Below are 23,080 nucleotides of genomic sequence, written 5' to 3' on the forward strand. Positions count from 1 at the left end.
ACGGCGACGACGGATCTCACGTTCGGTACTTGGGGACGTCATGGATAGGTGCCCACTTATTAATAGATGGGCACCTAATGTGGCCGGCCAGGGCCTCCCGCGTAAGGTGTGTTCACCGGCCGCTTACGGCCATGAAGCGGGCGGCACGAAACAAAGTCGCAGTTCGCGGTAGGCTCTTGGGTGCCGCCGGTTATGGCTATAGTTATATAAGTCTCGCCTGATCGTCCGCTTCTGGCCGAAATGAGACATTCACCTTGTTGGAAAATATCCCATTTCCTTCTTCAAAGGTGTTTGCTGTCGCCATTGTGGGCGCGCCTTGATTGATCGCTGGCCGGAGGCCGCGAAGGGCGCGTTACAGCGTCTCCGCCAGGAGCATGGCGAGTCGCTTGTGGTGCAGGGCATCGGCGGCCGCGTCATAGGAAGGGGCGTCCTTGGCGGTGAAGCCGTGGGCCGCTCCCTTGTAGAGCTCCGTGGTGAAGTGCACGCCGGCTTGGGCCAGCGCCTCATCCATGCGGGCGATCTGCTCGGGAGGCAGCAGCGCATCCTGGTCGGCATGGCCGAAATAGACCCGCGCCTCGATGGTATCGACCACATGCACGGGACTGTCGGGGTCGTCGGCCTGCGCCAGGCCAGCCGAGTGAAAGCCGGCCGCGGCGGCCACGCGGCCGGGGTGTTGGGCTGCCATGCGCAGTGCGAAGGCGCCGGTCATGCAGTAGCCGACCACGCCCACCTTGCCGTGTGCGAACTCGGCTTCGCTATCGAGGCATTCCAGCAGGGCGGCGAAGTCTCGGCGCTGTGCCTCGGGTGTCAGGCGGGCGGCATACGCGAGCAGGGTCGGCCGTACGTCGGGGTCGCGAAAGGACGTGCCCTCCGGTACCACGGTGCCCGCTGCGTCGCGATAGTAGAGGTTGGGCATCAGCACGGTGTAGCCGTTGTCCGCGATCCGCTGGGCCTTCTCGAGATAGCAGGGGCGCAGGCCGCCGATATCAGTGAACAGCACCACGGCGGGCAGCGGGCCGGCGGCGTCACCGGGCGTGACGATATGGGCGTCGATGGTGCCGTCGGCGGCGGGAATGTCGATGGCGCGAGACATGAGCAGGCTCCGGGTGACGATGGCGATAGGCAAAAGCTTAGCGACTGCACCCCCTAGTCATGAAGGGCCTCGGGGCTTAGGTTCTCGGGCCCGAAGGAGTCCGGCAGCAGCGCCTCCATGTCGTACTCCTTGAGCAGCCGGCCCTCGGCGTCCACCACCCGGATGCGGGTCTCGGGGGTGGCGAACTCGCGGATCCGCTGGCGGCAGTCGCCGCAGGGCGTGCAGAGGTGCCGGCCGGGTCCGATCACCCACACCTCGCGCAGCTGGCGTTCGCCGGCGCTGGCCATGGCGGCGATGGCCGAGGCCTCGGCGCAGATTCCCTTGTAGTGGGCCACCTCGACGTTGGCGCCACCGTAGCGTGTGCCGCTCTCGCTGACCACCAGCGCCCCCACCGGGTGGTGGGAGTAGGGGGCATAGGCGCGCTCGCGCACCGCCAGTAGCGCCGCGATGATGGTGGGATCGGCGGCATCGTTCATGGCGTTACCTCCCGGGCGGCATCATCGCGCAGCACGGCATCCAGCGCGATCCGTATCATGTCGTCGAAGCTGCGCTCTCGCGCGGTGCTGTCCAGGGAATCGCCCCTGAGGATATGGTCCGAGACGGTGCAGACGGTGGCCGCGCGGGCGCCGAACTCGGCGGCGACGCCGTAGAGGCCGGCGGCCTCCATCTCCACGCCGACGATGCCGTAGCGCCTGAGCAGCTCGGCGGTCTCGGGGCGCGGGTCGTAGAAGAGATCCGCCGAGAAGAGGTTGCCGATCTTCGTCGTCACGCCGAGGTCATCGGCGGCGTCGGCCAGGGCGCGCGTCAGCGCGAAGTCGGCGGTGGCGGCGAAGTCCATGCCGCCGAAGCGCGTGCGGTTGACCCCGGAGTCGGTGCAGGCGCCCAGCCCGATCACCACGTCGCGCACCGCCACATCGTCGCGTACCGCGCCGCAGGAGCCGACGCGGATCAGCGTGCCGACGTCGTACTCGGTGATCAGCTCCTTGGCATAGATGGAGACCGAGGGGATGCCCATGCCATGGCCCATCACCGAGATCTCGCGGCCCTTGTAGCGCCCCGTGTAGCCGGACATGCTGCGCACCCTGTTGACCTGGCGGACCTCGTCGAGAAAGGTCTCGGCGATGTAGCGGGCGCGCAGCGGGTCGCCGGGCATCAGCACGATATCGGCGAAGTCGCCGCGTTCGGCATCGATATGGGGCGTGGCCATCAGGGGCCTCCTGTCGCGTCTGAATCGAGGAAAGAGGTGCCGTCGTCCATGGGGGCGAGGCCCAAGTGCGCGGCCAGGCTCTGGCCGATGTCGGCGAAGGTCTCGCGGGCCCCCAGCGAGCCCGGGGCGAGGCCCGCACCCAGCGCCAGGACCGGGATGTGCTCGCGGGTATGGTCGGTGCCGGTCCAGGTAGGGTCGCAGCCATGGTCGGCGGTGAGGATCAGTAGGTCATCGTCGTGGAGCCTGTCCAGCAGTTCGGGCAGGCGGGCGTCGAAGGCCTCCAGGGCCGCGGCGTAGCCGGGCACGTCGCGGCGGTGGCCGTAGACCATGTCGAAGTCGACGAAGTTGGTCATCACCAGCGAGCGGTCTCCTGCCTCGTCCAGGGCCTCGAGGGTCGCGTCCATCAGGGCGTCATGGCCGCTGGCCTTCATGCTGCGCGTGATGCCGCAGTGGGCGTAGATATCGGCGATCTTGCCGACGGCCACCACCGTGCCACCGTCGTCATGCAGTTTCTGCAGCACCGTGGGGGCGGGCGGCTCGACGCTGTAGTCGCGCCGGTTGGCGGTGCGCGCGAAGCTTGCCGCGTCGCCGCCGGTCGCCTTTTCACCGCGAAAGGGGCGGGCGATCACCCGGCCGATGTTGTAGGGCTCGAGCAGGCAGCGGGCGGTCTCGCAGACAGCGTAGAGCCGTTCCAGGCCGAAGGCCTCCTCGTGGGCGGCGATCTGGAATACCGAGTCCGCCGAGGTATAGACGATGGGCTTGCCGCTCTCGACATGCGCCTCGCCGAGCCGGGCGATGATCTCGGTGCCGGAGGCGTGGCAGTTGCCGAGCACCCCGGGCAGGTCGGCCTCGCGTACCAGCGCCTCGAGGAGCTCGGTGGGAAAGCTGTTCTCAGGCTCCAGGAAGTAGCCCCAGTCGAAACACACCGGCACGCCGGCGATCTCCCAGTGGCCGGAGGGGGTGTCCTTGCCGGAGGAGAGCTCACGGGCATGGCCCCAGGCGCCGATGACCGCGTCGGGTACCGCGACGCTCTCGGCCCAGCGACCGGTGCTGCCCCGGTGGGCATGAAAGAGCCCCAGCCGGGCGAGGTTCGGCAGCGCAAGCGGCCCCTTTCGTCGCGCGTCCGGGCCGGTTTCGGGGCCCTGTGGAAGGTCGCACTCCCCGCGAGCGCAGGCGGCGGCGATATGGCCCAGGGTGTCGGCGCCGGCATCGCCGAAGCGCGCGGCGTCCGGCGTCGCCCCGATGCCGAAGGAGTCGAGCACGAGCACGATGGCGCGGGTCATGGTGCCTCCCGTCGGATGATGTCATGGATCAGGGGTGGGGGCGTGGCGGGGCCGTCGGCTACCCGGATGGCCTCGCGGACCTGCCGGGCGGCCCGGTCGGCGTCCGCAGCGCTGGCGGCGTGAGCCAGCGCCAGCGGGCGCTCGGCGTCCACCGCCTCGCCCAGGGAGGCGATGTGCGACAGCCCGACTGCGGGGTCGATGGCTTCGCCGGGGGCGCGCCGGCCGCCGCCGAGGGCCACCACGGCCAGGCCCAGCGCGCGGGTGTCCATGGCCTGGACCCGGCCCGGTTGCTCGGCATGCACCGCGCGGGTCACCGGCGCCTCGGGCAGGTGGTGGCCGGGGCGTTCGAGCAGGTCACCGGGCCCGCCGAGGCCGGCTACCATCTGCGCGAAGCGCTCGGCGGCCGCCCCCGAGGCCAGCGCCTCGTCGAGCCGCGCCATGGCCGCGTCCCGGGAATCGGCCAGCCGGCCGGCCAGCAGCAGCTCGGCGGCCAGGTCGCGGGTCACTGCCAGCAGGCGGCCGTGGCGCTTCTCGCCGCCGAGCAGGCGCAGCGCCTCGCGCACCTCAAGGGCATTGCCCGCGCAGGGAGCCAGCGGCTGGCTCATGTCGGTGACCAGTGCCGTCGTGGGGGTGCCGGCCTGGCTTGCCACCTCGGCAATGGTTTGCGCCAATTCCATCGATGCCTCTGCGGTGGGCATAAAGGCCCCGCTGCCGGTCTTGACGTCCATCACCAGGGCATCCAGGCCGCAGGCCAGCTTCTTGCCGAGGATCGAGCTGACGATCAGCGGCAGCGACTCCACGGTGGCGGTGACGTCGCGCACCGCATAGAGGCGCCGGTCGGCCGGCGCCAGGTCGGCGGTCTGGCCGATGATCGCCACGCCCACCTCCTTGACCAGTCGGCGGAAGGTGGCGGTGTCCGGGGTGACCGAGTAGCCGGGGATCGCCTCGAGCTTGTCCAGGGTGCCGCCGGTGTGGCCCAGGCCGCGGCCGGAGATCATCGGCACGTGCCCGCCGCAGGCGGCGATCCAGGGGCCGAGCACCAGCGAGACGAGGTCGCCCACGCCGCCGGTGGAGTGCTTGTCGAGCACCGGCCCGGGCAGGTCGAGGCCGGACCAGTCGAGCACCTCGCCGGAGTCGCGGATCGCCTCGGTCAAGGCCACCGTCTCCTCGGCATCCATGCCTCGCAGGAAGACCGCCATGGCCAGGGCCCCCACCTGGGCATCCGAGAGGCTACCGTCGCGGATGCCGGCGACCAGCTGCCGGATCGCCTCGCGGTCGAGTGCGCGGCCGTCACGCTTGGCGCGGATCAGCTCCTGGGGGAGAGCCTGGGCGTCCATCAGTAGCCCCCGGATGTCGCATCGTCGCCGGCGTCGACCCGCAGGGTCTGCAGCAGGTTGCCGAGCAGCCCCGAGGCGCCGAAGCGCATGTGGGCCGGGGTGATCCACGTCACGCCCATCAGGCGCTCGGCGAGCTGCAGGTAGGCCAGGGCGTCCTCGACGGTGCGCACGCCGCCCGCGGCCTTGAAGCCCACGTCGCGGCCGCTGTCGCGGATCACGGTCAGCAGGAGCTCGGCCGCTTCCAGGGTGGCATTGACCGCCACCTTGCCGGTGGAGGTCTTGAGAAAGTCGGCGCCGCCCTCCAGCGCCAGCTCGCCGGCGCGGCGGATCAGGGCCGGGTCCTTCAGCTCGCCGGTCTCAAGGATCACCTTGAGCAGGGCATCGCCGGCGGCCTGCTTGCAGGCCGCGACCAGCTCGCGGCCGGTCTCCTCGTCGCCGGCCATCAGCGCACGCCAGGGAAAGACCACGTCGACCTCATCGGCGCCGGAGGCCGCGGCCGCGCGGGTCTCGCGGGCGGCCGCCATGATGTCGTCGCCACCCTGGGGGAAGTTGGTGACCGTGGCCACCTTGACGATGCCCTCGAGGCCATGAGCCTTCAGCGCACGTCGCGCGGTGACCACGAAGGCCGGGTAGATGCAGACCGCCGCCGGCGTGCCGGCGGGCGTCTTCGCCTGCTGGCAGAGTGCCTCGATGGTGGCGTCGCTGTCGTCGTCGTTGAGGCTGGTGAGGTCCATCAGCGCCAGGGCCTGGCGCGCGGCCTGCTGCAGTTCGGTCATGGAGCGTCCATTGGTTGAGTGAAAGGGAAAGGGAGGGCCGACACCATGCCCGAGGCAGTGCTGCCGGCGTGTAAAGTCTAGGCCAGGGCCAGGAAGAAACCGGCGATGGAGGCCGACATCAGGTTGGAGAGGGTGCCGGCCAGTACCGCCTTGAGGCCGAAGCGGGCGATCTCGTGGCGGCGGCTCGGGGCGATGCTGCCAAGGCCCCCGAGCAGGATGGCGATGGAGGAGAGGTTGGCGAAGCCGCACAGGGCGAAGGAGAGGATCGCCATGGTATGGGGCGTCATCGCCTGGCCGGTGGCGGCCACCAGCTCCTCGCCGCTCAGGTAGGGGCCGAGATTGATGAAGGCCACGAACTCGTTGACCACCACCTTCTGGCCGATGAAGGAGCCGGCCAGGGTCGCCTCCTCCCAGGGCACGCCGAGCAGGAAGGCCAGCGGGGCGAAGAGCCAGCCGAGGATCCACTCCAGGCTCAGCGCCTCGAAGCCGAACCAGCCACCGATGCCGCCGAGCATGCCGTTGATCAGCGCGATCAGGCCGATGAAGGCGAGCAGCATGGCCCCCACGTTGGCGGCGAGCTTGAGGCCCGAGGTGGCCCCGGCTGCGGCGGCGTCGAGCACGTTGCTGGGCTGGTCCTCGTCCTCTTCCCGTTCCTCCTCGATCTTCGAGACGCTGTCCTCGGGCTCGCGGGTCTCGGGCATGATCAGCTTGGCGAACAGCAACCCGCCCGGGGCGGCCATGAAGGAGGCGGCCACCAGGTATTCCATGGGCACGCCCATGGCGGCGTAGCCGGCCAGCACCGAGCCGGCCACCGAGGCCAGCCCGCCGCACATCACCGCGAACAGCTGCGAGGGGGTCATGCGGGCGATGAAGGGACGCACCACCAGCGGCGCCTCGGTCTGGCCGACGAAGATGTTGGCGGTAGCGGAGAGCGACTCGGTGCGCGAGGTGCCCAGCGCCTTATGCAGGGCGCCGCCGAGCAGGCGGATCACCCACTGCATGATCCCCAGGTAGTAGAGCACGGCGATCAGCGACGAGAAGAAGATGATCACCGGCAGCACCTTGATGGCGAAGACGAAGCCGACGCTGTCGACCTCGGCCAGGCCGCCGAAGACGAAGCCGATGCCGTCGTTGGCGTAGAGCACCACCTGGCTGACGCCGTCGGAGATGGTCTGGAGCACCGTCTGGCCGAAGGGCACATAGAGCACGAAGGCGCCGATGCCGGCCTGGATGGCGAAGGCACCGACCACGGTCCTCAGGCGGATGGCGCGGCGATCGTAGGAGAAGACGAGGGCGATGGCCACGAGGGTCGCCATCCCCACCAGGCTCATGAAGAGGGTCATGGGGCACCTATCTGACTGGGCGGCCTGGGGCGGCAGGCATCCGGATGAGTGTAAGGTGAAATCTATAACATTTGGTGTTATTTTTCTAACATCTTTCCACCATCGGGCCGTCAGGGGAGTCGCAGGACATGAACGAACGCACTGCCCGGCGCCTCGCCCGGCTGAGTGATGCCCTGGCCCGCGGCGGGAGCTTGCGCCTGCAGGATGCCGCGGCGCTGTGCGGTGTCTCGGAGATGACCATTCGCCGCGACCTGGCCGCCGGGGAGGGCGGGCTGCGGCTTATGGGCGGCTACCTGGTGCGCAGTGACGACCCGCGCTATGCGCCGGTCTACGACCTGGCGGCCCAGCAGGATCGCCATGCCGGGGCCAAGCGTCGGCTCTGCGAGCGGGCGGCCCGATGCATCGAGCCCGGCGACACCCTGTTCATCGACTGCGGCACGACGCTGATGCCGCTGGCCGCGGGGCTGCCGGCCGACCAGTCGTTGACCGTGGTGACCTATGCCCTGAACGTGGCCGATTCGGTGAGCGTGCTGCCCGGGGTGCGCCTGATCCTGCTGGGCGGGGTCTACCATGGCTCGTCGCGCTCCTTCGCCAGCGAGACAATGGGCGATGCCATCCGACGCCTCGGTATCAACAAGGCCTTCCTCTCCGCGGCGGGCGTGCACCGGCAGAAGGGCCTGAGCTGCTTCCACTTCCATGAGGTGGCGCCCAAGCAGGCGGCGATCGCCACCGCCGCACATCGCCTGCTGGTGGTGGACGAGAGCAAGCTGGGGGTGATTCGCCCGGCGCGCTTCGCCGGGCTCGACGAGGTCGACGAGGTCATCACCGACGGCCAGGTTGCCGCGGCTGGTGGGCCGGCATCACGCGCCGCCGAAACCTGACCGGCTTGCAGGCTTCGACCGGATCTCCTGGCTACGTTGAGAGTTTTTGGCGTGGATCAAGGCGAAGCACACAGGGCGTTGCTATGTTGGTTCTACAATCCCCTGAACCTGCTGGAGAACGTCGATGCAAGCCGCAGATGTCATGACTCCCAACGTGATCACCGTCACTCCCGACAGTGAAGTCAGCGAGATTGCCAGCCTGCTGCTGGAACACGGCATCAGCGCCGTGCCCGTGGTGGATGCCGACGACAAGGTGCTCGGCATCGTCAGCGAGGGGGACCTGATGCGCCGGGTCGAGAACGACACCGACCAGCACAAGTCCTGGTGGCTGAAGCTCTTCAGCGGCGGCGGTGACGCCGTGGATTACGTCAAGAGCCACGGCCGCAAGGCCAGCGAGATCATGACGCCGCACCCGCTCACCATCGCCGAGGACGAGCCGCTGCACCGCATCGCCTCGCTGCTCGAGAAGCGCCGCATCAAGCGTGTGCCAGTGGTGCGGGATGGTAGGCTGGTGGGCATCGTCAGCCGTTCCAACCTGCTGCGCGGCTTCTCGGTGAGCCGCCAGCCAGCCGCGGGCGGTGACGACCGCGCGATCCGTGACGCCATCCTCAAGGAGGTGGACGAGAACACCGGGGTCATGGTCGACCGGCTCAACGTCATCGTGGCCGACGGCAAGGTGCAACTCTGGGGGCTGGTGGACAGCAAGGAGCAGCGCAAGGCCGTGCAGGTGGCGGCGGAGAATATCGGTGGCGTGACGGAGGTGGAGAACAACCTGGGCTTCATGCCACGGGGCATGGGCGGCTACTGAGGCCACATCGTCCCGGCGCACGTGACAGCGGGGCGGCCAGATGGCCGCCCCGCTTTCATTAATAGTCAGCTTTGATGGTCAGCAATGATCAGGCGCGAAGCCCGCGCCCTGAGGGTGCTGACGACTCAGTCGTCGGCGCCCTGCACCTTGGCCAGGGCCGCTTCCAGGCTCTCGAGGGTGCGCTCCGGATGGTGGAGCTTGTCGAGGCCGAACAGGCCGATGCGGAAGGCGCGATAGTCGTCGCCCTCGTCACACATCAGCGGGACCCCTGCCGCCACCTGGACACCGGCCGCCAGGAACTTGCCGACGATGCCCTCGTCTTCGGTGTAGCAGACCACCACGCCGGGCGCTTCGAACCCCGGTGCCGCCACGCTGCGAAAGCCGTGCTCGGCGAGCATGCCGCGCACCCGGCGGCCGACCTCCCACTGCTCGCCACGCACCTTGTCGAAACCGTACTGCTGGGTCTCGCGCATCACGTCGCGCAGCTGGCGCAGCCCGTCGGTGGGCAGGGTGGCGTGATAGGCGTGGCCGCCTGCCTCGTAGGTTTCCATGATCGACAGCCACTTCTTCAGGTCGCAGGCGAAGCTGGTGCTGGTGGTCTCCTCGATGATCTCCCGGGCCTGGCGGGAGAGCATGACCATGCCGCAGCAGGGGCTGGCGCTCCAGCCCTTCTGCGGGGCACTGACCAGCACGTCGACGCCGATGTCCTGCATGTCGACCCAGAGGGTGCCGGAGGCGATGCAGTCGAGCACGAAGAGCCCGCCCTGCTCGTGGATGGCGTCGGCGATCTGGCGCAGGTAGTCGTCCGGCAGCAGCATGCCCGAGGCGGTCTCCACGTGGGGGGCGAAGACGATATCGGGCTGCTGGTCATGGATCGACTCGACCACCTCCTCGATGGCGGGCGGGGCGAAGGGCGAGGTGGGGTCATCCTCGTCGAGGCGACGCGCCTTGAGCACGTTGACCTCGGCGGGGATCTTGCCCATCTCGAGGATCTGGCTCCAGCGATAGCTGAACCAGCCGTTGCGGATCACCAGGCATTGGCGCTCTTTGGCGAACTGGCGTGCCACGGCCTCCATGGCGAAGGTCCCGCTGCCGGGAACGATCACCGTCGAGTGAGCGTTATACACCTCCTTCAGCGTGGAGGAGACGTCGCGCATCACGCCCTGGAAGCTCTTCGACATGTGGTTCAGTGCGCGGTCGGTGTAGACCACCGAGTACTCGAGCAGTCCATCGGGGTCGACATCGGGTAGCAGTCCGGCCATTTCGTTCTCCGTGTTGATGTTCGGGGCCTGCTGCGTTCAGGCCCTTCGTCTCCTGAGGATATTCTCATTCCCCTTTGCGGGCCAGCACGGCGGTGCCTCAGGGCTGGCAGCAATAAAGTCGAGCCGGCAGCACGTTGAGCAACTCGAAATCGCACTCCACCTTGGAAAAGACGCGACGCAGGTCGGGCAATACCCGGGAGGAGAATTGGTAGATCAGCATGGAGCCCTGAGGCGAGAGGGCCTCCAGGCTGCGCATGAGGATGGACTCGCGGCTCTCGGCCGGCATGGTGCTGAAGGGAATGCCGGCGAGCACATAGTCGGCGGCGGGCAGGCCCAGGCGGGCCAGTTCGGCCTGGATCGTCTCTGCGGACCCCTTGATGACCCGCAGTCGGGCGTCGGGGAGCGACTGCTCGAGGAAGTCGACGAAGTCCTGGTTGGTCTCCAGCACGACCAGGGTCGATTCCGCAGGCATGCGGTGTAACAGCTCCTTCGTTATGGTCCCGACCCCGGGCCCGTACTCGACAACAACGTGAGCACGCTGCCAATCGACCCGTTTGAGCAGGCGCTTAACCAGGAAAGAGGAACTGGGAATGATCGAACCCAGCATTCGGGGGTGCTTGAAGAAATTACGCGCGAATAGGGAAAACTGTGCGCGTCGCACGGTTCCACCAACGTCTGCGGGTCGGTCTTGCGTCGTCATGGGCTGGCCCTTTGCTTGAACGGAGCATGTCTCGACTCTAGGCCAGAGGAAGCGAGCGGGAAAGCCAGCGTGCCGATTTCACTCTCGACGCCCTGGATGGGCGGTGGCACTCAACCATGCTGGGCGGCCTGGATCGCGGTCAGGGCGATGGTGTAGACGATGTCGTCGACCAGCGCACCTCGGGAGAGGTCGTTCACCGGCTTGTTGAGGCCCTGCAGCATGGGGCCGACGCTGACCACCCCGGCGCTGCGCTGGACCGCCTTGTAGGTGGTATTTCCGGTGTTGAGGTCGGGGAAGACGAAGACCGTGGCGCGCCCTGCCACCGGCGAGTCGGGCGCCTTCTGGCGGCCCACGCTCTCGATGGCGGCGGCGTCGTACTGCAGGGGGCCATCGATGCACAGTGAGGGTTCGCGCTCCCGGGCGATGCGCGTGGCCTGGCGCACCTTCTCCACGTCGGCGCCGCTGCCGGACTCGCCGGTGGAGTAGCTGATCATGGCCACCCGGGGTTCGATGCCAAAGGCCGCGGCGGAGCGGGCGCTCTGGATGGCGATCTCGGCCAGTGCCTCCGCGTCCGGGTCGGGATTCACGGCGCAGTCGCCGTAGACTACTACCTGCTCGGGCAGCAGCATGAAGAAGATCGACGATACCTGCCGATAGCCGGGCGCCGTCTTGATCAGCTGGAAGGCCGGGCGCACGGTGTTGGCAGTAGTGTGGATCGCCCCCGAGACGAGGCCGTCTACCTCGTCCACGGCCAGCATCATGGTGCCGAGCACCACGTTGTCCTGGAGCTGGTCCGCGGCCGTCAGCGCGTTGAGCTTGTCGGGGCGTCGTTCGGCCATCGGCTGCACGTAGTCCCGGCGGATGCCGTCAGGGTCGAGGATCTCGAGCTCCGCTGGCAGCTCGATGCCGCGCTGGCGGGCCACCTCCTCGACCTCCTCGCGCCTGGCCAGCAGCACGCAGCGGGCGATGCCGCGCTGCTGGCAGATCACGGCGGCTTCCACGGTGCGCGGCTCGCTGCCCTCGGGCAGCACGATGCGCTTGCTTGCCTCCTGGGCCAGCTTGACCAGCTGGTGGCGGAAGGCGGCAGGTGAGAGCCGGCTCGGATAGCCGCGGCTGAGGTTCTCCTTGAGCCACGCCAGGTCGAGGTGCCCGGCGACGAAGCGGGTCACCTGCTCGGCCCGCTCCGGGTCGTCGATGGGGATGTCGTTGGCCATGCGGTCGAGGCGCTGGGCGGTAACGAAACTGTCGGAGTCCACCGCCATCACCGGCAGCCCGCTGCGCAGCGCCGGTCGGCAGAACTCGATCATGGCCTCGTCCGGCAGTTCGTCGTGGGTCAGCAGGATGCCGGCCAGGGGTACGCCGTTCATGGTCGCGAGCGCCGCGGCGAGCAGGATGTCGTCGCGGTCGCCGGGGGTGACCAGCAGGCGGCCGGGGCGGAACACGTGCAGGGCATGGGAGGCGCTGCGCGCGCACAGGCTGGTGCCCAGCACGCGGCGGCTAGCGGCCTCGCCCTCGTGCAGGAAGCGCGCCTCCAGGGCCCGGGCAACGTCCAGCACCCGCGGCGCGGAGAGGGTCGAATGCCAGGGCACGGCGCCGATCAGCTGGAAGCGCTCGCCGCCCAGGGCCGGCAGGTAGCGGCGCAGGCGGTCGACCAGCTGTTCGTCACGTCGGGCGGTGAGCTCGGGGGCGGCCAGGGGTGTGGGGCTGTCGCCGTCGGGCAACGGGCGCAGCCGCATCAGGATGCAGCCCAGGGTGCGCGGCGACTCCACGCCATCGAAGGCCTGGGCGTGCATGTCGAGCCGCTCCGCCAGGTCCTGGGGGTCGCCGAGGTCACCGTCGGCGACGAGGATGGTGCGCGCATTGAGGGCATGGGCCAGCTGGGCATTGAGCCGGGTGGCGTAGCTGCTGTGCTGGCTGGGGGCGAGCCCCTCGATCACCACCAGTTCGGGAGCCTCGCCCGTGTCCGGGGAGACGACCCGGGCATGGCGCTCCACGGCCTCTTCCATCAGCTCGTCGCTGCGGTCCTCGCGCAGCAGGCGCTCCAGCCGGGCCTGGGGGAGCGGCGCCGGCGGTGACAGGCCCAGGGTGCTGGCCGCCAGGGCACAGGAGCGGTCCGGCCCGTTGCCGTTGAGCTCGTCCTGTCGGAACGGCTTGAGAAAGCCGGCCTTGAGGCCGAGGGTGTCCAGGGCGCGGATCAGGCCCAGACAGGCCGAGGTCAGGCCCACGCCGCTGTCGGTGGGCACCAGCAGCAGGTTGCGGGGCTCGGGGCGGTGGTCAAGTGGCGTCATGGTGGCGCTCCTGCAGCAGCTGGCGGGTTTCCTCGGCGATGCGTCCCTCCTCGTCGGTGGGGATGACCCACACCTGGGGACCGCCCGCGTCGAGGTCGATGCGGCCCTCGCGGCCGCCCACGGTGGCGGCATTGGCCTCGGCGGCCAGGCGCAGGCCGAAGTGGGGCAGCTGCTCGACCACCCGCGCGCGCACGGCGCTGGCATTCTCGCCGATGCCCCCGGTGAAGGCGATGCCATCCAGGCGGGGCAGGGCACAGGAGAGGGCCGCCAGCGACTTGGCGAGACGGTAGCAGAACACCTCGATGGCCAGTTCGGCGCCCGCGTGGTGCTCGGCGGCGGCCTGCTCGAGGCGACGCATGTCGTTGGAGAGGCCGGAGAGCCCCAGCAGGCCGCTCTCCTTGTTGAGCAGGGTGTCGATTCTGGCGATCGACCAGCCCAGCTGGCGGGCCAGGTGGGCATGCAGGCCCGGGTCCACGTCACCGCTGCGCGTACCCATCACCAGCCCCTCCAGAGGCGTCAGCCCCATGCTGGTGTCGACGCTCTCCCCCTGCCAGACCGCGCAGGTGGAGCAGCCATTGCCCAGGTGGGCGATCAGCCAGCCGCCGTGGGGGCGCTCGCCGAGGGCATCGACCCGGGCACTCACATAGGCGTGGCTGCTGCCATGGAAGCCGTAGCGGCGGATGCCGTGGTTGCGATAGAGCCCTTCCGGCAGTGCATAGCGGTAGGCGCGAGGGGGCAGCGTCTGGTGGAAGGCGGTATCGAAGACCGCCACCTGGGGCAGGTCGGGGAAGAGCGCCAGGGTCGCCTCGACCCCCGACAGGTTGGCCGGGTTGTGCAGCGGGGCCAGGGCCACGGTGGCCTCGATGGCCCGGCGCACGCCGGCATCGATGCGGGTGGCGCGGGTGAAGCGCTCGCCGCCGTGGACGATGCGATGCCCCACCGCCACGGGATGCTGCCCTTCCAACTGCTCGAGGATGGCCGCCATGGCCTCGGCGTGGTCGGCGCCGTGCAGGGGGCGCGAGAATTCACGTCCGGCGCCGTCGACCCCGGTGAGGCGCGCATCCACGCCACCCAGGCGCTCGGCCAGGCCGGCTTGGCGAGGCTGGTCGTGAGCCGCGGGGACGAGGGCATACTTGATCGACGAGGAGCCGCAGTTGATTACCAGTACCGGGTCGTTCATGGCGCATCCTGCTCTGAAGTGTCGGGGGCGCGTGCGGTGCGGCCGGGGGGGGCAGGCGAGTGGCCTTGGACAGAGCGAATCTAGCATGTTGCAGTGCGGGATGCAGTGACCTCTGCGGCTTGACGTCGGGCGCCCTGCCGGCGCCCTTTCTCCTGGCAGGGCCCCGGCGGCGGAACATCTTGCACTTTCGTCTAGGCTGTACCAGAATGACCCCTGAATAGGGAAACACTGTTTCCTAACTGGGAGGTTCACCATGAAGACCATCACGATTTCCGCCGTTTCCGCCGCCCTGATGCTGGCCGGGGCCACCGCCCATGCCCAGGGCAGCCCGATGAACTACCAGCCGAGCCCTTACCTCGGTGGCGACGTCCTGTTCTGGGAGCTGGACCCCGACGGACGCGGCAACTTCGACAGCACCGGCCTGCGTCTGCGCGGTGGCGTGGCGTTCAACGACTACTTCGGGCTCGAGGGCCATCTCGGTACCGGCGGCTCCGATGGACCGGCCGAGCTGGACTACCTGGCCGGCGCCTATGCCAAGGGGGTTCTGCCGATCGCCCCGGAATTCCGCCTCTATGGCCTGGCGGGTTTCACCGAGGTGGACTTCGACGCCGATACCGAGAGCGGCTTCTCCTACGGCGCCGGCGCCGAGTTCGACGTGACGCATAACCTCGCCGTGGGCGCCGACTACATGCGCTACCTGGACGAGTCGAACTACACCTTTGACGCCGCCAGCGTCGGGGTGACCTTCCGCTTCTGATCTCCCGGCGGCCCCACGCCGCCTGCCATGAGACGCGCCCCCGTCGAGAGACCGGCGGGGGCGCGTTTCATGAGGGGTGAGGCGTCCGGGTTCAGACCTTCGTGTAGAGCTCGCCGCCCTGGCGGCGGAACGTCTCCGCCTGTTCCTCCATGCCCTGCATCACGGCTTCCCGGTCGCCGTCGAGGCCTTTCTCTGCGGCCCCGGACTTAAAGACCGAGTCACGCACCTCCTGGCTGATCTTCATCGAGCAGAACTTCGGCCCGCACATGGAACAGAAGTGGGCCACCTTGGCCGAGTCCTTGGGCAGGGTCTCGTCGTGGTACGCCCGCGCGGTGTCCGGGTCCAGGCCGAGGTTGAACTGGTCCTCCCAGCGGAACTCGAAGCGCGCCTTGGAGAGCGCATTGTCACGCCGTTGCGCGGCGGGATGTCCCTTGGCGAGGTCCGCCGCGTGGGCGGCGATCTTGTAGGTGATGATGCCGGTCTTGACGTCATCCTTGTTGGGCAGGCCCAGGTGCTCCTTGGGGGTCACGTAGCAGAGCATGGCGCAGCCGTACCAGCCGATCATCGCCGCGCCGATGCCGGAGGTGATGTGGTCATAGCCCGGCGCGATGTCGGTGGTCAGTGGTCCCAGGGTGTAGAAGGGCGCCTCGTCGCAGGCCTCAAGCTGCTTGTCCATGTTCTCCTTGATCAGGTGCATGGGCACGTGGCCGGGGCCCTCGATCATCACCTGGACGTCGTGCTGCCAGGCGATGCGGGTCAGCTCGCCCAGGGTCTCGAGCTCGGCGAACTGGGCCGCGTCGTTGGCATCGGCCACCGAGCCCGGGCGCAGGCCGTCACCCAGCGAGAAGGCGACATCGTAGCGCTTGCAGATCTCGCAGATCTCCTCGAAGTGGGTATAGAGAAAGCTCTCCCGGTGGTGGTAGAGGCACCACTTGGCCATGATCGAGCCGCCCCGGGAGACGATCCCGGTGGTGCGCCTGGCGGTCAGCGGCACGTAGCGCAGCAGCACGCCGGCGTGGATGGTGAAGTAGTCCACGCCCTGTTCGGCCTGCTCGATCAGGGTGTCGCGGAACACCTCCCAGGTGAGGTCCTCGGCCACCCCGTTGACCTTCTCCAGCGCCTGGTAGATGGGCACGGTGCCGATCGGCACCGGGGCGTTGCGGATGATCCATTCCCGGGTCTCGTGGATGTTGGCCCCGGTGGAGAGGTCCATGACGGTGTCCGAGCCCCAGCGGATGCCCCAGGTCATCTTGTCGACCTCGTCCTCGATGGAGGAGGTGACCGCCGAGTTGCCCAGGTTGCCGTTGATCTTCACCAGGAAGTTGCGGCCGATGATCATCGGCTCGGACTCGGGGTGGTTGATGTTGCAGGGGATGATGGCGCGTCCCGCCGCGACCTCGGCGCGCACGAACTCGGGGGTGATCTCCTCGGGAAGCCTGGCGCCGAAGCCCTGGCCGGGGTGCTGGTGGCCGAGGATGCGTTCCACTTCCTCTGACCCGAGGGCCTGCCGGCGCTGGTTCTCGCGGATGGCGATAAATTCCATCTCCGGGGTGATGATCCCCTGGCGGGCATAGTGGAGCTGGGTAACGTTATTCCCCTCCTTGGCGCGCCGCGGCGTGCGGGTCAGGTCGAAGCGGAGACCGGCGAGCATCGGGTCGTTGGCGCGGCGGCGGCCGTAGTCGCTGGTGGGGCCGTCGAGGAACTCGGTGTCGTCGCGTTCCTCGATCCAGGCGCGGCGCAGCTCGGGCAGTCCCTTTCGCAGGTCGATCTCGGCGGCCGGGTCGCTGTAGGGGCCGGAGGTGTCATAGACCAGCAGCGGCGGGTTCTCCTCATCCAAGCCGGAGGTCCTGGTGGGTGACAGCGATATCTCGCGGAACGGCACGCGGATATCCGGGCGCGAGCCCTCGATGTGGACCTTGCGCGAGCCGGGCAGCGGCTGGATGGCGGCCTCATCGACGCGGGCGGTCTCGGCGAGGAAGTGGGCGGTCTTGCTCATGGGTGTTCTCCCTTGAGATTCATGGTGTTGCAGGGAGGACAGCTGGGGAGGACAGGGGCCACCGGGCATGGAGCGTCAAGGCGGCGTGTCGCTTGATCCCTACGCTGGTCCTAGCCAGTTCAGGTTCAACGGGATCCATGCTCGAAAGCGCATGATCTCAGCCGTCGTCAACGGCACCCCGTCAAGCGTGGTGGTCAACTGCGTGGGCAAGGCCTATCTTGCCCGCCGCGTCCGGCCTGACCAGAGCCAGCGCGGGTCCTTCGATGGTGCCAGGCCGTCAGTCGGCGCGGTCCAGTCCCATCTGCCAGAAGTCGATCTCCAGGCGCGTGGCATACCGGAACACCTCGACGAGCTCGTTGAAGCGGCGCGGCGTCACCTCCGCCAGGCGGGCGTCGAGCCACTCGAGCTCGGCGCCCATGGCGGCCTGGAAGTCGTCGCTTTCGTACATGGCGATCCAGGCGTCATAGGGGTTGGCGCCGCCGCGCACGGTGAATGGCTGGGCCTTCAGCCAGCCGGCGATCTCGCCGTAGCCCACCAGGCAGGGGGCCAGGGCCACGTGCAGGTCGAGCAGGTCGCCGCGGTGGCCGGTGTCGAGCACGTAGCGGGTGTAGGCCAGGGTGGCCCGGGCCTCGGGCAGGGCGGCGAGATCGGTCTCGGCGATGCCCCAGTCGCGGCAGTAGTCCACGTGCAGGCCGAGCTCCACGTCGAGGATCGCCCTGAGCCCTTCGTGGGCCTGGCGCAGGTCGGCCAGGGTGCGGCTCTTGTAGGCGGCCAGGGCATAGGCCCGGGCGAAGTGGATCAGGAAGAGGTAGTCCTGCTGCAGGTAGTGGCGAAAGGCGCCTTGGTCGAGGGTGCCATCGCCCAGGGCGCGGACGAAGTCGTGCTCGATATAGGCGCGCCAGTCGTCCTGGCAGGCGGCGGTGAGGTCGCTGAAGCAGTAGCCCATCTTGCCTCCGGTAGCGGTATCGATCCGGAGCGTGGGCGAGGGAGGGGTGGCCGAACAGGGCGCCGGGAGGGCGCTGGCTCACCGCTTGATTCCTACGCCGGTACGAGCCGGATCAGGTTCCACGGGACCAGCGCTCGGTGTGTCTCGACACCCTGCGCCATCTCAGCCGGATTCACCGGCACCCCGTCAAGCGAGTGGTCAGTCTAGCAGGCCGGCCGCGACTTGCCAGCCCGCCCAGGGACGGGATCGCTACTGCCGGATGGCCTCCAGTTCGAGGATCAGCTCAACCTCGTCACCGACCATGCCGTTGCCGACCCCGTAGGTCATCCCCCAGTCGCTTCGGGCGATGGTGGTGCGTGCCGACAGACCCAGGGTGTGCTGCCCGTGGCCGAAGGGATAGGCATCCGCCTTGTTGAGCGTGACCTCCAGGGTCACTGGGCGGGTCTCGCCGAGCAGGGTCAGCTCGCCCTTTAGGGTGCCCTCGCTGTCGCTGTGTGCCTCGAAGCCGGTGGCCTCGAAGACGATCGTCGCGTGGCGGCTGGCGTCGAGGAAGTCGTCGCTGCGCAGGTGGTTATCGCGCTCGTCGTGATTGGTGAATACGCTGTCGGTGGCGATCTCGACCGTACCGGAGTGCAGTTGCCGAGTCTGCTCGTCGTAGACGAACTCGCCCTGGCCCTCCAGGAACATGCCGAGCGTATCCGCGTAGCCGACGTGTTCGGTCAAAAAGCCGATGGAGAAGTGCTCGGGATCGATCTCGTAGGTGCGCGGCTCGGCACTGGCGCTCTGAGGCGAGAGCACGCCCAGGGCCAGGGCAAGCCCTGTGGCGACCTGCCATGAGGCGCACGGGGTCGGGGTGAGAGAGTGGGGCATCGGGGTGTCCTCCCGGTTCATGAGTGGCGGCCGGTCCGACGTTCCTCTGCTCATCTTGTCGAGGCATGGCGGTACAGCCAGCGGATATCGATGATGAAGGACCCGGCCAGGCCGACCAGGGCGCTTCCCGCCAGCCAGGTCGTAGCAGTGGTGCCAGCGACGGGCAGCAGGGCGATCATCAGGGCGGCCACCTGCCAGACGCAGACGGCCTTGCGGCGACGACTCTCCGGCAGTGCAGCGGTCAGCCAGGAGAGCTTGAGCCCGGCGATAACGAAAGCGTAGCGCATGGCCCCGATGGCCAACACCCAGGGCCCTGCCTTGCCGAGCGAGAGCAGCGCCAGGCACAGCACCAGGATCAGGAAGGCATCGAGTTCCATGTCGAAGCGCGCCCCGAACTCGCTCTGGGTAGAGGTGCGGCGCGCCACCGCGCCATCCACGCCGTCCAGCACCAGCGCCAGCAGGGCCAGGGCGGCGAGGGGAACGGCGTATTGCGCCAGCAGGCCGGGGTCGGCCAGGGTGCCGGCCAGCAGGGCGATCAGCGTCCCGCGCCACAGCGTGATGCGGTTGGCCAGGCCCAGGCCTCCCCAGTGGCGGGGCACGCCTGCCAGGATGAGCCCGGCCATGACCAGGTAGGCGACGGCGGCGAGCAGGAGCACCCAGGGGCTTGCACCGAGCCATGCCCATAGCAGGGCCGTCGAGGCCAGCAGGACCAGGGCGCCTGCGCCAAGGTCACGGTTGATGGTGATGGCCTGCCTCCTGGCATGATGCAGTGCTCGATTGACAGTGCTGCATTGTGCGCCTCAGTATTCGTGTATCAATATTGTAGAAGATTGAGCATACCGCCAACAGCGTTGTCACATGGATTCCGCGGTATCGATGTCGCCCATTGTCTCGTTACCTCCTGCGCCGACCGCTGATACTCCCGATACGGAAGTTGCCATGCCCCATGCTACCGCTACCGCCTTCTGGACCCTGGCACCGGGCCAGGGAGCCCTGCGACAGGAGCCGCTGGCCACGCCAGGCCCCGGCGAAGTGGCCGTTCGCACCCTCTACAGCGGCATCAGTCGCGGCACCGAGTCGCTGGTCTTCGAGGGCCGGGTACCGGAAAGCGAGTGGCAACGCATGCGGGCCCCCTTCCAGGAGGGGGATTTCCCCGGGCCGGTCAAGTATGGCTACGTCAGCGTCGGCGTGGTCGAGGCCGGTGAGCCCGCGCTGGTCGGGCGAGAGGTGTTCTGCCTCTATCCGCACCAGGACCGCTACGTGGTGCCGATGGGCGCCGTGACGCCGCTACCGGAAGGCCTGCCGGCGGCGCGGGCCGTGCTGGCGGCCAACATGGAGACGGCCATCAACGGGGTCTGGGACGCCGCGCCCGGCGTAGGCGATCGTATCAGCGTGGTTGGCGCCGGTGTGGTCGGCGCCCTGGTGGCCTGGCTGTGTGCCGCGATTCCCGGGGCCCGGGTGCAGCTGGTGGATGTGGTGCCGGGGCGCTCGGCGCTGGCCGAGGCCCTGGGGCTCGACTTCTCCCTCCCGGCGGCCGCCCGGCACGAGAATGACCTGGTGGTGCATGCCAGCGGCAATCCCGAGGGGCTGCGCCTGGCACTGGCGCTGGCCGGTGACGAGGCGCGGGTGGTGGAGATGAGCTGGTTCGGCAGTGGCGAGGTGGCCCTGCCCCTGGGCGAGGCCTTCCACTCGCGACGGCTGACCTTGCAAGCGAGCCAGGTCGGGCACATGGCGGCCGGTCGCTCGACACGCTGGGACTTCCGCCGCCGCCTGGCGTTGGCCCTGGACCTGCTGCGCGCGCCCTGCCTCGACGCCTTGATCAGCGGCGAGAGCGACTTCCAGGAGCTGCCGGCAGTGATGCCGCGCCTGGCCGCCGGCGCAGGCGACGTGCTCTGCCACCGGCTGCGTTACCCGACCCTTTCCTGAAGCGAGGAGCTTGCCCCATGTACCGCCTGAACGTTCGGGACCATTTCATGATCGCCCACAGCTTCCGTGGTGACGTCTTCGGTCCCGCCCAGCGCACGCACGGTGCCACCTATGTGGTCGACGTCACCTTCCAGCGTCGCGAACTCGATAATGACGGCCTGGTCGTGGACATCGGCCTGGCCGGTGAGGCCCTCAAACGGGTGCTCGCCGAGTTCAATTTCCACAACCTCGATGAGGTGGAGGAGTTCCAGGGCCGCAACACCACCACCGAGTTCATGGCGCGGGTGGTCTTCGAGCGTCTTGCCACGGCCATACAGCTCGGTCACCTCGGTGAGGCCGCCATGGGCCTCGACTCTCTGTGCGTGACCCTGCATGAATCGCATGTCGCCTGGGCCAGCTATGAGGGTGCGCTTTGATGCCCGAGGACGCGATGCCCGTGGAGGTGATGCCAGAGCTGACGCTGATCGTCGCCGGTGATCCCGACCAGTGCACCGGGGGCTATGTCTACGATGCCCGGATGGTGACGGAACTGCGCCGGCAGGGATGGCGGGTCGCGGTGGTCGGGCTCGAGGGACGTTTCCCGTTGGCTGACCCGAAGGCCCGTCGCAGCATGACGGCTGCCCTGGGGCGGCTTCCCGACGCTGCCCGGGTGGTCATCGATGGCCTGGCCATGGGCGGACTGCCCGAGGAGGTCGAGCAACATGCCGCGCGTCTGCGGATCATCGCCCTCGTCCATCACCCCCTGGCCGACGAGACCGGCCTCGACCTCGCCGAGCAGAGGGCGTTTCGCGAGAGTGAAGCCCGGGCGCTGGCCGCAGCCCGCCGGGTGATCGTCACCAGTTCCCACACCGCCCGGGGCCTGACGGCGTATGGCGTCCCCGATGACCGACTCCGGGTGGCACAGCCCGGCGTCGCGCCGGCTCCGCTCGCGGCCAGCGCCCTGGGCCACGATGACCCGACGCCTCCCTGGCGGCTGCTCTGCGTGGCGACCCTCACGCCCCGCAAGGGGCATGACTGCCTGCTGGAGGCGCTGGCCGGGCTGCAGGGACGCGACTGGACCCTCGAGGTCATCGGCAGCCACTCACGGGACCCCGCCCACGCCGCCCGCCTGCTCGAGACCACGCGTCGGGATGGCCTGACGGAACGCATCGTCTGGGCCGGTGAGCGGGATGCCGCGGAACTGGCAGCGGCCTACCACCGGGCCGATCTCTTCGTGTTGCCCTCCCTTTACGAGGGCTACGGCATGGTCGTGACCGAGGCGCTGGCGCGGGGATTACCGGTGATCACCACCACCGGCGGGGCCCTGGCCGATACCCTGCCCCCCGAGGCGGGCATCGCCGTGCCCCCCGGTGATGCCCGCGCACTGCGCGAGGCGCTGTCGCGCTGGATGGACGATGCCGATGTCAGGCGCCGCCTGCGCTGCGGTGCCGGTCAGGCCAGGCAGGGGCTGGCGGATTGGCAACAGGCGGGGCAGGCCTTCATGGCCGCGCTGGCGGGTATCCCCGTGGCGCCCATCGGCGACCCGGCCCGCCGCGAGCGGAGGCTGTCGTCATGAGTGCCACCACCGCCCACGATCTGTTCTCCGCGGAGTGGCTGGCACTGCGCGAAGGACTGGATGCCCGGTCGCGGAGCCATCGCCTGACCGGGCTGGCCGCAGAGTGGCTGAACGCGCGCGCCGCCCCCCATGGCATCGTCGACCTGGGCAGCGGCAGCGGCAGCAACCTGCGCTTCCTGGCCCCCCGCCTGCCTGGCCCCCAGCGCTGGCGACTGGTCGATCACGATGCCGGCCTGCTGTGCCATGCCCGCCGGCGGGGCAGCCGCCCGCGCGACAGTGCCGGGGCCCCGGTGGCCCTCGAGACCCGATGCCGCGGCCTGGCCCCGATCGATGGGGGACTGCTCGCCGGTGCCGATCTGGTGGTTGCCTCGGCGCTGTTCGACCTGATGCCCCGCTGCTGGGTGGAATCGCTGGTGGCCGCCTGCGCGGACCGTGGCCAGGCCCTGCTGTTGACCCTCAGCGTGGACGGCGACTGGGCCTTCCTGGACCGTCAGGGCGCGCGCGTCGATGACAGCGAGGACATCGCCGTGCGCACCCTCTTCCAGGCGCATCAGTACCGCGACAAGGGCCTGGGGCCCGCGCTGGGTGGTGAGGCGCCCGCGGTGCTGGTCAGCACCCTGGCGGGCGCCGGTTTCCGGGTGGAGAGCGATGCCACCCCCTGGCATCTGGCGGCCGGGGACGCCACCCGGCGATCTCTGGCCGAGGCCCTGGTCACCGGCTGGCACGATGCCGCCGTCGATGAGACGCCGACAAAGGCGACGCGCCTCGGCGCCTGGCGAGACCGCCGCCTGGCGGCCATGCTCGCCGGGGAGCTAGGCGTGACGGTGGGGCATCGCGACCTCTTCGCCTGGCCGGCGGCGGGTCCAGGGTGA

22 protein-coding genes and 2 riboswitches are annotated in these 23,080 nt (G+C 69.0%); of the genes, 7 read left to right on the forward strand and 15 right to left on the reverse strand.

The genetic code is table 11. From position 1 onward, the window contains the following. Window positions 1-352: 352 nt before the first annotated feature. The 7 genes from M8009_RS09305 to M8009_RS09335 all read right to left on the reverse strand — a co-directional run bounded on the left by M8009_RS09305 (window position 353) and on the right by M8009_RS09335 (window position 7,039). Window positions 353-1,093 (reverse strand): dienelactone hydrolase family protein, encoded by a 741-nt coding sequence (locus M8009_RS09305; protein WP_250060567.1) that lies wholly within the window; start codon window positions 1,091-1,093, stop codon window positions 353-355. A gap of 53 nt (window positions 1,094-1,146) precedes the next feature. After that, on the reverse strand, window positions 1,147-1,569 hold the full coding sequence (gene cdd / locus M8009_RS09310) for a cytidine deaminase (RefSeq protein WP_250060568.1): 423 nt from the start codon (window positions 1,567-1,569) through the stop codon (window positions 1,147-1,149). Then, window positions 1,566-2,300, reverse strand: a complete 735-nt coding sequence (gene deoD, locus M8009_RS09315; protein WP_250060569.1) for a purine-nucleoside phosphorylase — start codon at window positions 2,298-2,300, stop codon at window positions 1,566-1,568. The genes cdd and deoD overlap by 4 nt, the downstream gene beginning before the upstream one ends. Next, window positions 2,300-3,583, reverse strand: a complete 1,284-nt coding sequence (locus M8009_RS09320) for a phosphopentomutase (protein WP_250060570.1) — start codon at window positions 3,581-3,583, stop codon at window positions 2,300-2,302. The genes deoD and M8009_RS09320 overlap by 1 nt, the downstream gene beginning before the upstream one ends. Further along, window positions 3,580-4,920 (reverse strand): thymidine phosphorylase, encoded by a 1,341-nt coding sequence (deoA, locus tag M8009_RS09325; protein WP_250060571.1) that lies wholly within the window; start codon window positions 4,918-4,920, stop codon window positions 3,580-3,582. Before deoA ends, M8009_RS09320 begins: the two co-directional genes overlap by 4 nt. Beyond that, window positions 4,920-5,696 carry a deoxyribose-phosphate aldolase gene (gene deoC / locus M8009_RS09330; RefSeq protein WP_250060572.1) on the reverse strand — a complete coding sequence of 259 codons (777 nt, stop codon included), beginning with the start codon at window positions 5,694-5,696 and terminating at the stop codon, window positions 4,920-4,922. The genes deoA and deoC overlap by 1 nt, the downstream gene beginning before the upstream one ends. 77 nt (window positions 5,697-5,773) lie before the next feature. Then, window positions 5,774-7,039, reverse strand: a complete 1,266-nt coding sequence (locus M8009_RS09335) for a NupC/NupG family nucleoside CNT transporter (protein WP_250060573.1) — start codon at window positions 7,037-7,039, stop codon at window positions 5,774-5,776. A 128-nt stretch (window positions 7,040-7,167) separates the two neighbouring features. Between M8009_RS09335 and M8009_RS09340 the strand changes: the two genes are divergently transcribed. Both M8009_RS09340 and M8009_RS09345 read left to right on the forward strand, forming a co-directional pair. Further along, on the forward strand, window positions 7,168-7,920 hold the full coding sequence (locus M8009_RS09340; RefSeq protein WP_250060574.1) for a DeoR/GlpR family DNA-binding transcription regulator: 753 nt from the start codon (window positions 7,168-7,170) through the stop codon (window positions 7,918-7,920). Between the two features lie 124 nt (window positions 7,921-8,044). After that, complete coding sequence (locus M8009_RS09345) at window positions 8,045-8,728, forward strand: CBS domain-containing protein (RefSeq protein ID WP_250060575.1); 684 nt, start codon at window positions 8,045-8,047, stop codon at window positions 8,726-8,728. 125 nt (window positions 8,729-8,853) lie between these two features. Here M8009_RS09345 and M8009_RS09350 read toward each other — a convergent pair whose 3' ends face one another. From M8009_RS09350 to M8009_RS09365, 4 genes are all read right to left on the reverse strand, one after another. Continuing rightward, entirely contained in the window at window positions 8,854-9,990 is a 1,137-nt protein-coding gene (locus tag M8009_RS09350; protein ID WP_250060576.1) for an aminotransferase class V-fold PLP-dependent enzyme, read from the reverse strand. Between the two features lie 97 nt (window positions 9,991-10,087). Continuing rightward, window positions 10,088-10,690, reverse strand: coding sequence for a class I SAM-dependent methyltransferase (locus M8009_RS09355; protein WP_347709840.1), 603 nt, complete (start codon window positions 10,688-10,690; stop codon window positions 10,088-10,090). A gap of 110 nt (window positions 10,691-10,800) precedes the next feature. After that, a complete protein-coding gene (gene pta, locus M8009_RS09360) occupies window positions 10,801-12,978 on the reverse strand; it encodes a phosphate acetyltransferase (protein WP_250060578.1) in 2,178 nt (725 codons plus the stop codon). Then, a complete protein-coding gene (locus M8009_RS09365) occupies window positions 12,965-14,158 on the reverse strand; it encodes an acetate/propionate family kinase (RefSeq protein WP_250060579.1) in 1,194 nt (397 codons plus the stop codon). The genes pta and M8009_RS09365 overlap by 14 nt, the downstream gene beginning before the upstream one ends. A 253-nt stretch (window positions 14,159-14,411) precedes the next feature. Between M8009_RS09365 and M8009_RS09370 the strand changes: the two genes are divergently transcribed. Next, entirely contained in the window at window positions 14,412-14,915 is a 504-nt protein-coding gene (locus tag M8009_RS09370) for a porin family protein (protein ID WP_250060580.1), read from the forward strand. A gap of 91 nt (window positions 14,916-15,006) precedes the next feature. Here the strand turns inward: M8009_RS09370 and thiC are convergent, their stop codons facing one another. The 4 genes from thiC to M8009_RS09390 all read right to left on the reverse strand — a co-directional run bounded on the left by thiC (window position 15,007) and on the right by M8009_RS09390 (window position 19,383). Continuing rightward, window positions 15,007-16,911 carry a phosphomethylpyrimidine synthase ThiC gene (gene thiC, locus M8009_RS09375; protein ID WP_250060581.1) on the reverse strand — a complete coding sequence of 635 codons (1,905 nt, stop codon included), beginning with the start codon at window positions 16,909-16,911 and terminating at the stop codon, window positions 15,007-15,009. A 79-nt stretch (window positions 16,912-16,990) separates the two neighbouring features. Further along, window positions 16,991-17,102, reverse strand: a riboswitch (TPP riboswitch). 86 nt (window positions 17,103-17,188) lie between these two features. After that, entirely contained in the window at window positions 17,189-17,857 is a 669-nt protein-coding gene (gene tenA, locus M8009_RS09380) for a thiaminase II (RefSeq protein ID WP_250060582.1), read from the reverse strand. A gap of 72 nt (window positions 17,858-17,929) precedes the next feature. Continuing rightward, a riboswitch (TPP riboswitch) is annotated at window positions 17,930-18,053 on the reverse strand. Between the two features lie 53 nt (window positions 18,054-18,106). After that, a complete protein-coding gene (locus M8009_RS09385) occupies window positions 18,107-18,727 on the reverse strand; it encodes a YceI family protein (protein WP_250060583.1) in 621 nt (206 codons plus the stop codon). Between the two features lie 50 nt (window positions 18,728-18,777). Next, window positions 18,778-19,383, reverse strand: a complete 606-nt coding sequence (locus M8009_RS09390) for a CDP-alcohol phosphatidyltransferase family protein (RefSeq protein WP_250060584.1) — start codon at window positions 19,381-19,383, stop codon at window positions 18,778-18,780. 283 nt (window positions 19,384-19,666) lie between these two features. On the opposite strand from M8009_RS09390, the gene M8009_RS09395 reads away from it, so the two are divergent. Genes M8009_RS09395 through M8009_RS09410 form a run of 4 tightly spaced genes read left to right on the forward strand, consistent with a single transcriptional unit; the run spans window position 19,667 to window position 23,080 of the window. Then, the gene (locus M8009_RS09395; RefSeq protein ID WP_250060585.1) at window positions 19,667-20,653 is read left to right on the forward strand and encodes a zinc-dependent alcohol dehydrogenase; all 987 of its coding nucleotides are present in this window, start codon (window positions 19,667-19,669) and stop codon (window positions 20,651-20,653) included. A gap of 17 nt (window positions 20,654-20,670) precedes the next feature. After that, the gene (locus tag M8009_RS09400; protein ID WP_250060586.1) at window positions 20,671-21,069 is read left to right on the forward strand and encodes a 6-pyruvoyl trahydropterin synthase family protein; all 399 of its coding nucleotides are present in this window, start codon (window positions 20,671-20,673) and stop codon (window positions 21,067-21,069) included. Next, entirely contained in the window at window positions 21,069-22,208 is a 1,140-nt protein-coding gene (locus M8009_RS09405) for a glycosyltransferase family 4 protein (RefSeq protein WP_250060587.1), read from the forward strand. Before M8009_RS09400 ends, M8009_RS09405 begins: the two co-directional genes overlap by 1 nt. Next, window positions 22,205-23,080 carry a class I SAM-dependent methyltransferase gene (locus tag M8009_RS09410; protein ID WP_250060588.1) on the forward strand — a complete coding sequence of 292 codons (876 nt, stop codon included), beginning with the start codon at window positions 22,205-22,207 and terminating at the stop codon, window positions 23,078-23,080. The genes M8009_RS09405 and M8009_RS09410 overlap by 4 nt, the downstream gene beginning before the upstream one ends.

The sequence above is a fragment of the Halomonas gemina genome (genome assembly GCF_023554995.1).
GTDB classification, from domain to species: domain Bacteria; phylum Pseudomonadota; class Gammaproteobacteria; order Pseudomonadales; family Halomonadaceae; genus Halomonas; species Halomonas gemina.